The sequence below is a fragment of the Lentzea aerocolonigenes genome, assembly GCF_000955955.1.
Classification (GTDB): domain Bacteria; phylum Actinomycetota; class Actinomycetes; order Mycobacteriales; family Pseudonocardiaceae; genus Lentzea; species Lentzea aerocolonigenes_A.
The window spans coordinates 25,767-37,978 of sequence record NZ_JYJG01000019.1; the positions used below are offsets into that span (position 1 = coordinate 25,767).

Consider the following 12,212-nt stretch of genomic DNA (forward strand, 5'->3'; position numbering starts at 1 on the left):
TCAGGTCAACGGTCACAAGTCGTTATGGTCGAACGCTTGACGGGACCGATGTGAGCGTTCACTCTTGTCCACCTGACAGCCGCGGACACGCGGCCAGGCTCCGCGACACCGTAGTCACCTCGGAGGAATCCCTGTGCTGAAGAAGATCACGACAGCCGCCAGCGTGATCGCGCTGTGCGCGCTGACAGCGTGCGGCTCTGGCTCTGGTGGTGCCGGCACCGGCTCGTCCGGCGACACCATCACGATGGGCTTCGCCCAGGTGGGCGCCGAGAGCGGCTGGCGCACCGCGAACACCAAGTCGGTCCAGGACGAGGCCAAGGCCGCCGGGATCGACCTGAAGTTCTCCGACGCGCAGCAGAAGCAGGAGAACCAGATCAAGGCGATCCGGTCCTACATCCAGCAGAAGGTCAAGGTGATCGCGTTCAGCCCGGTCGTCGAGACCGGCTGGGACACCGTGCTGCTGGAAGCCAAGCGCGCCAACATCCCGGTGATCCTCACCGACCGCGCGATCGATTCGGACGACACGTCGCTGTACAAGACGTTCCTCGGCTCGGACTTCGTCGAGGAGGGTCGCAAGGCCGGCGACTGGATGGTCGCCAACGCCACCGGCCCGACGAACGTCGTGGAGCTCCAGGGCACCACCGGCGCGGCGCCCGCGATCGACCGCAAGAAGGGCTTCGAGGAGAAGATCGCCTCCAAGCCGGACATCAAGATCGTCGCCTCGCAGACCGGTGACTTCACCCGCTCCGGCGGCAAGCAGGTCATGGAGGCGTTCCTCAAGTCCCAGCCGAAGATCGACGTCGTGTACGCGCACAACGACGACATGGGCCTGGGCGCGATCGAGGCGATCAAGGCCGCCGGCAAGGTGCCCGGCAAGGACATCAAGATCATCACCGTCGACGCCGTCAAGGACGGCATGACGGCGCTGTCCAACGGCGAGATCAACTTCATCGTCGAGTGCAACCCGTTGCTCGGTAAGCAGTTGATGGACCTCGCGAAGAAGGTCGTGAAGGGCGAGGAGGTGCCGGCCAGGGTCGTGACCGAGGAGGGCACGTTCACCCAGGAGCAGGCCAAGGCCGCACTCCCGAAGCGCCAGTACTGATCTTCCCGAGACTGCGGGGCCTGCCGTCCTCTCCAACATCCCGGCGGCAGGCCCCGCACCCCACGCGCTGATTCACTGCACTGATTCACCACAGACTGCGGGGCCCGTCACTCACTGCGCATCCAGTGGCGGGTCCCGCACCCCAAGCGACGAAGGCTCCCGCCATGACCGAGTCACCGCCGCCAGTCGTCGAGATGCGGGGCATCAGCCTCGCATTTCCTGGCGTCAAGGCGTTGCAGGACGTCGACTTCCAGCTGTTCCCCGGCGAAGTGCACGCTCTCATGGGCGAGAACGGCGCCGGCAAGTCCACCCTGATCAAGACGCTGACCGGCGTGCACACCCCGGACAGCGGCACGGTGCTGCTGGCAGGTGAGACCGTCGCGTTCACCAGCCCCGGCGACGCCCAGCAGGCCGGCATCAGCACGGTGTACCAGGAGGTCAACCTCTGCGCGAACCTCACGGTCGCGGAGAACATCCTGCTGGGCCGCGAACCCCGCAAGCTCGGCGGCATCGACTTCAAGGCCATGCGCACGCAGGCCGCCGCGGTGCTCGCGCGGATCGGCGTGCACATCGACCCCGCGTCGGTGCTCGAGTCACATCCCATTGCCGTGCAACAACTCGTGGCCATCGCCCGCGCGATCGCCGTCGACTGCCGCGTGCTCGTGCTGGACGAACCCACGTCGAGTCTGGACGCGGGTGAGGTCGCGGAGCTGTTCCGGATCATGCGGGTGCTGCGCGACGAGGGCGTGGCGATCCTGTTCGTGTCGCACTTCCTCGACCAGGTCTACGAGATCGCCGACCGGATGACGGTGCTGCGCAACGGAACTCTCGTCGGCGAACACCTCACCAAGGACCTGGACCGCCGTGCGCTCATCGCGGCCATGATCGGCCGCGAGCTCGGTGCGCTGGAAGCGATCGAGGACGCGAGCGAACGCCGCACCGCGTCCGGCCCGGTGCTCGTGCGCGCGGAGGGGCTCGGCCGGAAGGGCGCAATCGCGCCGTTCGACCTCGACATCCGCGCGGGTGAGGTGGTCGGGCTGGCGGGGCTCCTCGGTTCCGGCCGCACCGAGCTGGCACGGCTGTTGTTCGGCGCGGACAAGGCGACCGAGGGCAAGCTGCTGGTCGACGGCGCACATCTGCACCTGCGCGGGCCGCGCTCCGCGATCGCCGCCGGGATCGCGTTCTGCTCGGAGGACCGCAAGGGCGAAGGCCTGGTCGCGGACCTCAGCATCCGCGACAACCTCGTGCTCGCCATGCAGGCCGCGCGCGGGTGGAGCCGCCCGGTGTCGCGCCGGGTCAAGGACCAACTCGTCGAGAAGTACCTGGCAGCGCTGGACATCCGGCCCGCGAACCCGGACGCGCTGGTGCGCACGCTGAGTGGCGGCAACCAGCAGAAGGTGCTGCTGGCCCGCTGGCTCGTCACCGAACCGCGGCTGCTGATCCTGGACGAGCCGACGCGCGGCATCGACATCGGCGCCAAGGCCCAGATCCAGCAGCTCGTCACGTCCCTGGCCGCGGAGGGCACGGCAGTGCTGTTCATCTCCGCGGAACTGGAGGAAGTCGTGCGCATCGCCGACCGGATCGTCGTGCTGCGCGACCGGCACAAGATCGCCGAACTGGACGGTGGTTCGAGCATCGACGAGGTCGTCGGGCTCATCGCCGGTGAGCACCTTTCCGAGGAGGTGGCGTCGTGAAGAACCGCTTGTTGTGGCCCCTGCTCGCACTGGCCGCGTTGCTGGTGCTCAACCTCGTCGTCACACCGTCGTTCTTCTCGTTGCGCATCCAGGACGGCCACCTCTACGGCGGCCTGGTGGACGTGCTCAAGAACGGCGCGCCGACGCTCCTCATCGCACTCGGCATGACGCTCGTGATCGCCACCCGCGGCATCGACCTGTCCGTCGGCGCCGTCGCGGCCATCGCGGGCGCGGTCACGTGTGTCCACATCGGAGCGTCCGGTGACGCCGGCACTGCGTTCGCGGGCATGGCGATCGCGCTCGTGCTGTGCGCGCTCCTCGGCCTCTGGAACGGTTTTCTGGTGGCAGGCCTGGGCATCCAGCCGATCATCGCCACCCTGGTGCTGATGACGGCGGGCCGCGGCATCGCGATGCTGGTCACCGAAGGCCAGATCATCACCGTCAACAACGACCCGTTCCGGCAGGTCGGCGCGGGGTTCCTCATCCTCCCGATCTCGATCCTGATCAGCCTCGCGGTACTCGGGTTGGTAGCGCTCACAACGCGCAAGACCGCGCTGGGCATGCTGATCGAGGCCGTCGGCGTGAACCCGGAGGCGTCCAGGCTGGCGGGTGTCCGCGCGAAGACCATCATCTGGACCGTGTACGTGTTCGCGGCGGTCTGCGCGGGCATCGCGGGCCTGATGATCAGCTCGAACGTGAGCGCGGCCGACGCCAACAACGCGGGCCTGTGGATCGAGATGGACGCGATCCTGGCGGTGGTCATCGGCGGCACCTCACTGGCGGGCGGCCGCTACTCCCTCACCGGCACGCTGCTCGGCGCGCTGATCATCCAGACGCTCACCACGACGGTCTACACCATCGGCGTCGCACCCGAGGTCACGCTGGTGTTCAAGGCGGTCGTCGTCATCGCCGTGTGCCTCGTCCAGGCGCCCAAGGCCCGCGCCGCGCTCAGCTTCCGGAAGGTGGCCACGACATGACCGCTCTCACGACCAAGCTGCCGTCGCGGTTCCTGCCGGTCCTCGCGACCGTGGTGCTGTTCGCGCTCACATTCGGGGTGGGATCCGGACTTTACGACGGCTTCGCGTCCGGTCAGGTGATCGCGAACCTGTTCATCGACAACGCGTTCCTGATCGTGCTCGCGGCGGGCATGACGTTCGTGATCCTCAGCGGTGGCATCGACCTGTCCGTCGGCTCGGTCGTCGCCCTGTCCACGATGGTCACCGCGGCCGGCCTGAAAGCAGGCTGGCCGCTGCCGTTGGTGATCATCGCCGTGCTGGTCATCGGCTCGACGCTCGGCCTGCTGATGGGCCTGGTGATCCACAAGTTCGACATCCAGCCGTTCATCGTCACGCTCGCCGGCATGTTCCTGGCCCGCGGCCTGTGCTTCCTGATCAGCGTGGAATCGGTGTCCATCAAGGACTCCACGTTCCGCGACGTCGCCACCGCCGTCATCGAACTGCCCGGCGGCGTCACCATCACCTACAACGTGATCATCGCGCTCGTCGTCGTCGCCGCGGCCCTCTTCGTGCTGCACCGCACGCGGTTCGGCCGCACGGTCTACGCGGTCGGCGGCAACGAGCAGTCGGCGTTGCTGATGGGTCTGAAGACCGCGCGCACCAAGGTCGGCGTCTACGTGATCAGCGGCTTCTGCTCGGCACTGGCGGGTCTGCTGTTCAGCCTCTACATGCTGTCCGGCTACGGCCTGCACGCCGTCGGCATGGAGCTCGACGCTATCGCGGCGGTCGTCATCGGCGGCACCCTGCTCGCGGGTGGCGTCGGCTACGTGCTCGGCAGCCTCGCCGGAGTGCTGGTGCTCGGCACGATCCAGACGCTGATCTCGTTCCAGGGCACGCTCAGCTCGTGGTGGACCAAGATCGTGATCGGTGCGCTGCTGCTGGTGTTCATCGCGGTCCAGCGCGGCCTGATCCGCGAGCGACGCTGACGTCCTGATCCGACGAGGGGCGGATACTGGGCGATCACATCAACCAGGATCCGCCCTCCCCGCGCGAGTGTGAACTTGCTCAGTTCAGCAACGACTCGGCGTGCGTGGCGAGCGGTGCGGCCAGATCAGGATGATCACCTTTGTCGATGCGATGAGGCAGGCGGGGCCCCCACGTACAGCGACGTGTACCTGTTGGAGCCCGTCCAAGACAGTGGACCTCAAGCCGCCCGGCAGCTCGTCCTCACGCGAACACCTAAACTGGAGCCTGCGACGAGTTCAACAGGCAGGTGGCTGGAATGAAGCTGGGCGATGTCACCCGGACCGCACTGGCGTGCGTCCGGATCTTCAACGGCGCACTGGGGTTGTTCGCGGCCGGGAAGATGGCGAAGAGCCTCGGCAGCGAACTGGGCGACGACAAGCGGTTCGTCTACCCGGCGCGCATGTTCGGCATCCGCACGCTCGTCCTCGGCGTCGACCTGCTGACGCTGAAGCCCAGCCGGCGAACCCTCCGGCAGGCCGTGCTCATTCACGCCACGGACACGGCCGCCGCGTTCTACGCTGGCCGCAGTGGCGAGCTTCCGGCGAGGGCGGCGAAACTCACCACGATCATCTCCGCCGTCAACACCGGGCTGGCCGTCGTGTCACTCGTCGCCGCCGAGAAGGACAGCTGATCTGTGGTCGAGATCGACCTGCTCGGAGAGGTGCACGCGCGGGTCGGCGGGCACAACGTCGAACTGGGGCCCGCGCGGCAGCGGTGTGTGCTCGCGGCGCTGGCGGTCGACGTCAACAAGACCGTGTCGGTCACGCAGCTGACCGAACGCGTCTGGGGTGACGAGCCTCCCGCGCGGGCACGGGCGAGCCTGCACAGCTACCTCTCCCGGCTGCGGCAGGCCGGTATCGAGCTGGCCACCCGGCCCACCGGGTACGCGCTCGTCGCCGACGAGTCCTCCGTGGACCTGATGAGGTTCCGGAAACTCCGCAGGGAGAACAAGCTCGGCGACGCGATCGCGTTGTGGCGAGGTGAGCCGCTGACCGGCATCGCCGGCGAGTGGGCCCAGCTGACCCGCGACCGGCTGAACGAGGAACGCGACGCCGCCGAGCTCGACCTCATCGACGCGCGTCTGCAGCTCGGCCGGGGCCCGGAGCTGCTGGCCGCCATCACCGCGCACGCGACGGACAAGCCGCTAGACGAACGCGTGGCCGCCCAGCACATGCGGGCGCTCGCCCAGGCCGGTCGCATCTCCGAGGCACTCGACCAGTTCCACGCCCTGCGCACCAGGCTGCGCACCGAGCTCGGCACCGAACCGGGCCCGGAACTCAAGCAGCTGCACGAAAAACTGCTCCTCTGCAACCAGGAAGCACCCACGGCGATCCCGCGCCAGCTGCCGTCCGCGCCGGCGCAGTTCGTTGGCAGGCAAGAGGACCTGGCCGAGCTGGACCACGCCGTGCGCACGGGTGTGGCGGCCATCGCGGGCGCCGGAGGCATGGGCAAGACGTGGCTCGCACTGCACTGGGCGCACCGCAACCTGCACCGCTTCCCCGACGGCCAGCTGTTCGTGGACCTGCGCGGGTTCAGCCCCGACGAGACGCCGATGGACCCGGACGTGGCGATCCGCGGGTTCCTGCACGCGCTCGGCCTCGACGCGAGCCGCATCCCACCGGACCCGCACGCCAGCGCCGCGCTGTTCCGCAGCCTGGTGGCACGGAAGCGCCTGCTGGTCGTGATCGACAACGCCGTCGACGCCGCCCAGGTCACGCCGATGCTGCCCGGCGGCGACACCTGCAAGGTGCTCGTGACCAGCCGCAACCGGCTGCCGGGCAGCATCAGGCCGGTTGGTCTCGACGTGCTCGCGGACCGGGACTCGAGCACGTTGCTGGCCACCAGGATCGGCGCGACCAGGCTGAACGCCGAACCTCTGGCGGTGGCGCGGCTGATCGACCTGTGCGGCGGGTTGCCGCTGGCGTTGAGCATCGTCGGCGCCCGCGTGCTGACCGAACCCGACCTGTCGCTCGCCGCCATCGCCCGCCAACTCGAAGAGCTCGGGCTCGGCGCGCTCGACGCCGACCCGAGTGTCAGCGTGCCGGTCGTGCTCTCCTGGTCCTACCGGGCGTTGACCGACAGGCAGAAGAAGATGTTCGCCCTGCTGGGAATCGCGCCGGGCGAGGACATCGATCTCAATGCGGCCGCGAGCCTCGGCAACATGTCCACAAAGGACACACAGGAAGCACTCCGGTCGTTGGAACAGGCCTCGCTGATCTCGATCTCCAGCGGCTTCCGCGCGAGGATGCACGACCTGGTCAGGGCCTACGCGGCGGACCGAGCGAAACACGTCGACAGCGAGGAAGCCCTGCGCAGGCTCGTCGACCACCACGTCCACACCGCGCACGCCAACGACCGGGTGATCGACCCGCTCCGCCCGTTGATCGCCCTCTCGCCCGCGAACGTCGACGTCACCCCGGCTGCCGACAAGGCCGGCGCGCTGGCCTGGTTCGACGCCGAACGCGGCACGCGCCGCGCCGTCCAGCAAACCGCCGCGGCACACGGCTGGAACGACAGCGTCGTTACTCTCGCCAGGGTCTCGCACGCCTACCACCAGCTGCGCGGTCACCTCGACGACGAGCTGACCATGTGGCAGGCGGCCATCGACGCCGCTGAGGACCCCATGGACAGGATCGTCGCCCACCGGATCATGGGCACCTCACTCGGCCAGGTCCACCGCTACGACGAGGCCCAGGCCCACCTCGACTCGGCGGTCACGCTCGCCGAGCAGGCCGGTGAGCCGCTCCAGCTCGCCGACGCGCACGGCTCCCTGGCCTGGCTGTGGGCCAGCCGCTCGGAGTACCAGCGCGCGTTCGAGCACGCCCAGGCCGCGCTGCCGCACTACCTGGAGACCGGCAACCAGATGCTGATCGCCATGGCGCACAACAACATCGGCCACTGCGCCGCGGAGATCGGCGAGACCAGCCTCGGTCGCGAGCACGCCACCAGGGCACTGGATCTGCTGCACGAGCTGGGCGACCGGCGCGGGGAGGCCATCGCCGTCGACACGCTCGGCCGCGTCGAGCACCAAGTCGGCAACCACGCCGAGGCCGTCGTCCTCTACGAGCACGCCATCGAGCTGTACCGGGCCGAGAACGACGACTACACCACGGCCAAGGTGCTCATCAGCCTCGGCAACTCGCACCTCGCGCTCGAGCAGCACGACCAGGCCGCGCGGCTCTGGCAGGAGGCGTTGCGGATGCTGGAGCAGCAGGGACGCGAGGACGAGGCCGAGCGCGTGCGCAAGCAGCTCGCGGAGATCCACGTCACCCCGGGGTCCTGACGACCAGGGTTCCTCACGGGCGCGAACAGGCACCCCGGACCGGAAACCTGGTGCCATGTCCACGATCACTTTGTCCCAGCCGACCACCGCCACCCCCGAGCAGTTCGTCGCGGGTCTCACCAACTTCGGTCCCGGCCGCGCGAACCTCTTCCCCAACAGCGCCGACGACTTCCTGAAGGTGCACGACCAGGGCGAGCACTTCGCCGACGTCACCGAGGGCTCCGGCGGCATCTGGGAGCGCCTGCACTACGACTGGTCCGACCTCAGCCACGTCGTGCTCACGACCACGGACTCCAACGTGTGGGGCGGCAAGTCCGGTCACACCTACACGTTCACGAAGCAGGCCGACGGGACGACCGTCGTGCACGCCGAAGTGGTGCGCGAGGGCAAGAACCTCAAGGGCCGCCTGCTCGGCGTGGTGCTCGGCCTGTTCGGCAAGAAGGTCCTGGGCGGTGCGCTCGCCAAGACCGTCAAGGCCATCGAGACGAGTTAGGTAAGGGTGAGCTAACGTAGCCCGTCGTGAGCATCGTGGTGGAGCAACGCGGGCTGGACCCCGCACCGGTCCGAGCGAGCCCGCGGCGGCTGCCAGGGCTGGTGGTCCTGGCGGTGCTGCTCGCCGTCGCCGCGGTGCTGTCGCTGGTGATCGGTGCCCGGTCGCTCTCCCCCGCCGAGGTGTGGCAGGGGCTGTTCGGCGACCCCGGCACCGATCAGCGGCTCACCGAGATCACGCTGATCGTGCAGACGCTGCGGATCCCGCGGACGGTGCTCGCGATCGTCGCCGGACTCGCTCTGGGCGTTGCGGGCGCGTTGATCCAGGGCCACACCCGCAACCCCATCGCGGACACCGGCCTGCTGGGCGTCAACTCCGGGGCGTCGTTCGCCGTGGTGCTCGCGGTCTCGGTGCTCGGGCTGCAGAACCCCGTCCAGTACATGTGGTTCGCGTTCATCGGGGCCGCGGGAGCCGGGGTGCTCGTGTTCGGGCTGTCGAGCCTCGGGCGCGGCGCGGGCAACCCGCTCACCCTCGCCCTGGCCGGGCAGGGCGTCACGGTGTTCCTCGCCGCGATGACCGTCGGGGTCGCGTTGGGCGACAAGCAGACCCTGGACGTGCTGCGGTACTGGAACGCCGGTTCGGTGCAGGGCATCGGGTGGAACGTGATCATCGCGGCCGGGGTCTTCGTGGCCGCCGGGCTCGTGCTCGCGTTGCTCAACCTGCCCACGATCAACCTGCTCAACCTCGGCGACGACGTGGCGCGCGGGCTGGGCGTGAACATCGCGGCGGGCCGGACCGTCGGCATCGTGGCGGTCACGTTGCTCGCGGGAGCGGCCACGGCGGCGTGCGGGCCCATCGCGTTCCTCGGGCTGATGGTCGCGCACATCGCGCGGTGGATCACCGGGCCGGACTACCGGTTCCTGGTGCCGTACGCGGGGTTGCTGGGCGCGCTCGTGCTGCTCGCCGGCGACATCGTGGGCCGGCTCGTCGTGCGGCCGGCCGAGCTCGCGGCCGGCATCGTCATCGCCCTCATCGGCGCCCCGTTCTTCGCGGCGCTGGTCTGGCTCGGGAAGTTCAGGCTGGCATGACCACCACAGACATGATCACCACAGAGATGCATTCCGGGGTTCGGGTCGGCGGCTGGTCCTGGGTCTGGCGGCCGTGGATGGTGCTGGTGACGGTCGTGCTGGCCGCGCTGACGTTCCTGGTCTTCTGCGTGTCGATCTCGGTCGGCGACTTCACGGTCGAGCTGCCCGCGGTGCTCCGGACGATCTTCGGCCAGGGCGAGCGGGTCGACGAGTTCGTGATCATGGACCTGCGGATGCCGCGCGCGTTGATCGGCCTGATCGCCGGTGTCGCGCTGGGCATCTCCGGCGCGTTGACCCAGTCGATCGCGCGCAACCCGTTGGCCAGCCCCGATGTCCTCGGAATCACCGGCGGTGCCAGCGCGACCGCGGTCTTCCTCGTCACGGCCACCGGCGGGGCGGCGGTCACCAGCGCGATCGGCCTGCCCGCGGCGGCGTTGACCGGCGGGCTGCTGACCGGGTTGCTCGTCTACTTCATGGCGTGGCGGCGGGGCATCGACGGGTTCCGGCTGATCCTCATCGGCGTCTCCGTCAGCGCGGTCATGCAGGCGCTCACGACGTGGCTGCTCGTGCTGGCGGACATCCGTGACGTCGCTCGCGCGCAGTCGTGGCTGGTCGGGTCGCTGGACTCGCGGTCGTGGACCGAGGTGTGGACGACGCTGTGGATCACCATCGCGCTGACCGTCGTCGTCCTGGTCGTGGCGTTCCAGATGCAGCCGATGCACTTCGGCGACGACGTGGCCGCCGGTCTCGGTGTTCGTTACTCGGCTGTGCGTGCCGTACTGCTGCTGTGCGCGGTTCTGCTGGCCGGTGTCGCCGTCTCCGCAGCGGGCCCGGTGCCGTTCGTGGCTCTCGTCGCGCCGCAGATCACCATGCGGCTGCTGCGCTCCCCCGTGCCGCCGTTGATCGCGTCGGGGTTGTTCGGCGCGTTGCTGCTCATCGGCTCGGACCTCATCGCACGGACCGTGCTGCCGAACGACCTGCCCGTCGGCATCGTCACGGCGATCATCGGCGGCCCGTTCCTCGTTTACCTGCTCGTGCGCGCGAACGTGAAACGGGCAGCCTGAGGTCTTTCGAGGAAATGCGCCCAAGGCGGTTTCCGCGTCGAATTCGATTCGAATGCCGTGCGGCAACTCCGCAGGTCACCCTATGTTACCGAGCAGTAGCGCCTTGAAGGTCGGGAACGACTCTGGCAACCTCGAAAGCGACAGATGTTAGCGCTAACACTGGGCGCGGTATGCGCTGACCAATTGCACGTGTGCTTCTGACCCTGAAGGAGAATCACCGTGGATTCACTGCGCCGGTGGGCGTCCCTGCTCAGCCCCCTGCTCGCGACCGTCCTCCTGGCCGGCACCGTGTTAGCGCTCACTCCGACCGCGGCATCGGCGGCGACCGTCGACACGAACGCGTGGTACGTGCTGGTCAACCGCAACAGCGGCAAGGCGATGGACGTCGCGGCCGCTTCCACGGCCGACGGGGCGGTGGTCCAGCAGTGGTCCCGCCACGACGGCGCGAACCAGCAGTGGCAGTTCGTCGACTCCGGCGGCGGCTACTACCGGTTGAAGTCGAAGAACTCCGGCAAGGTCCTCGACGTCGACAACTGGTCGGCCGCGGACGGCGGGAAGGTCCAGCAGTGGACGGATCTCAACGGCACCAACCAGCAGTTCCGGCTCGCGGACTCCGACGGCGGCTACGCCAGGCTGATCAACCGCAACAGCGGCAAGACCGTGGAGGTGACCGGCCAGTCCACCGCGGACGGTGCGGCGGTCGTGCAGAACGGCGACCGGAACGCGACCAGTCAGCAGTGGCAGCTGGTCCGGGTGGACAGCACGCCGCCGGGGACGTGTTCTCTTCCGTCGACGTACCGCTGGTCGTCGACGGGGTCGCTGGCGAACCCGAAGTCGGGCCTGGTCTCGCTCAAGGACTTCAGCAACGTCGTCTACAACGGCAAGCACCTGGTCTACGGCTCGACGGTCGACTCGTCAGGGCAGCACTACGGCTCGATGAACTTCGGGACGTTCACGAACTGGTCGGACATGGCCTCGGCCCCGCAGAACACGATGAACCTCGGCACCGTCGCGCCCACGTTGTTCTACTTCGCGCCGAAGAACATCTGGGTGCTCGCCTACCAGTGGGGCCCGACCACCTTCAGCTACCGGACCTCCAGCGACCCCACCAACGCCAACGGGTGGTCCTCGCCGCAGCCGCTCTTCTCGGGCAACGTCCCCGGCAACACCGCCATCGACCAGACGCTGATCGGCGACGGCACGAACATGTACCTGTTCTTCGCCGACGACCTCGGCAACACCTGTTCTTCGCCGGTGACAACGGAAACATCTACCGGGCCAGCATGCCGATCGGGAACTTCCCCGGCAGCTTCGGCACGTCGTACACGACGATCATGACCGACACGAGGGAGAACCTGTTCGAGGCGGTCGAGGTCTACAAGGTCAAGGACCAGAACCAGTACCTCATGCTCGTCGAGGCGATGGGGCGCAACGGGCGGTACTTCCGGTCGTTCACCTCGAGCAGCCTCGGCGGTTCCTGGACCCCGCAGGCCGCCACCGAGAGCAACC

General features: G+C 68.5%; 9 protein-coding genes and 1 pseudogene. All 10 read left to right on the forward strand.

The annotated features are described in order from the left end of the window. Window positions 1-133: 133 nt before the first annotated feature. The gene (locus tag UK23_RS04530) at window positions 134-1,102 is read left to right on the forward strand and encodes an ABC transporter substrate-binding protein (RefSeq protein ID WP_045310073.1); all 969 of its coding nucleotides are present in this window, start codon (window positions 134-136) and stop codon (window positions 1,100-1,102) included. A 164-nt stretch (window positions 1,103-1,266) separates the two neighbouring features. Continuing rightward, on the forward strand, window positions 1,267-2,796 hold the full coding sequence (locus UK23_RS04535; RefSeq protein ID WP_045310074.1) for a sugar ABC transporter ATP-binding protein: 1,530 nt from the start codon (window positions 1,267-1,269) through the stop codon (window positions 2,794-2,796). After that, a complete protein-coding gene (locus UK23_RS04540) occupies window positions 2,793-3,773 on the forward strand; it encodes an ABC transporter permease (protein ID WP_045310075.1) in 981 nt (326 codons plus the stop codon). Before UK23_RS04535 ends, UK23_RS04540 begins: the two co-directional genes overlap by 4 nt. Further along, on the forward strand, window positions 3,770-4,738 hold the full coding sequence (yjfF, locus tag UK23_RS04545) for a galactofuranose ABC transporter, permease protein YjfF (RefSeq protein WP_045310076.1): 969 nt from the start codon (window positions 3,770-3,772) through the stop codon (window positions 4,736-4,738). The genes UK23_RS04540 and yjfF overlap by 4 nt, the downstream gene beginning before the upstream one ends. Before the next feature lie 296 nt (window positions 4,739-5,034). After that, window positions 5,035-5,409, forward strand: coding sequence for a hypothetical protein (locus UK23_RS04550; protein ID WP_045310077.1), 375 nt, complete (start codon window positions 5,035-5,037; stop codon window positions 5,407-5,409). 3 nt (window positions 5,410-5,412) lie between these two features. Continuing rightward, window positions 5,413-8,061, forward strand: a complete 2,649-nt coding sequence (locus UK23_RS04555; RefSeq protein WP_045310078.1) for an AfsR/SARP family transcriptional regulator — start codon at window positions 5,413-5,415, stop codon at window positions 8,059-8,061. 55 nt (window positions 8,062-8,116) lie between these two features. Beyond that, entirely contained in the window at window positions 8,117-8,554 is a 438-nt protein-coding gene (locus UK23_RS04560; protein WP_045310079.1) for a hypothetical protein, read from the forward strand. A gap of 26 nt (window positions 8,555-8,580) precedes the next feature. Next, window positions 8,581-9,639: a FecCD family ABC transporter permease gene (locus UK23_RS04565; RefSeq protein ID WP_063778042.1), complete on the forward strand. Its 1,059-nt coding sequence runs from the start codon at window positions 8,581-8,583 to the stop codon at window positions 9,637-9,639. 11 nt (window positions 9,640-9,650) lie between these two features. Further along, a complete protein-coding gene (locus tag UK23_RS04570; RefSeq protein ID WP_196777604.1) occupies window positions 9,651-10,703 on the forward strand; it encodes a FecCD family ABC transporter permease in 1,053 nt (350 codons plus the stop codon). 219 nt (window positions 10,704-10,922) lie between these two features. Then, a pseudogene (locus tag UK23_RS04575) lies at window positions 10,923-12,212 on the forward strand (non-reducing end alpha-L-arabinofuranosidase family hydrolase); the annotation flags it as partial.

What these genes read in the sequence shown, in the direction of transcription:
- UK23_RS04560 (WP_045310079.1), top strand. Translation starts at nt 8,117, where the DNA reads ATGTCCACGATCACTTTGTCCCAGCCGACCACCGCCACCCCCGAGCAG.
- UK23_RS04535 (WP_045310074.1), top strand. Translation starts at nt 1,267, where the DNA reads ATGACCGAGTCACCGCCGCCAGTCGTCGAGATGCGGGGCATCAGCCTC.
- UK23_RS04550 (WP_045310077.1), top strand. Translation starts at nt 5,035, where the DNA reads ATGAAGCTGGGCGATGTCACCCGGACCGCACTGGCGTGCGTCCGGATC.
- UK23_RS04570 (WP_196777604.1), top strand. Translation starts at nt 9,651, where the DNA reads ATGATCACCACAGAGATGCATTCCGGGGTTCGGGTCGGCGGCTGGTCC.
- yjfF (WP_045310076.1), top strand. Translation starts at nt 3,770, where the DNA reads ATGACCGCTCTCACGACCAAGCTGCCGTCGCGGTTCCTGCCGGTCCTC.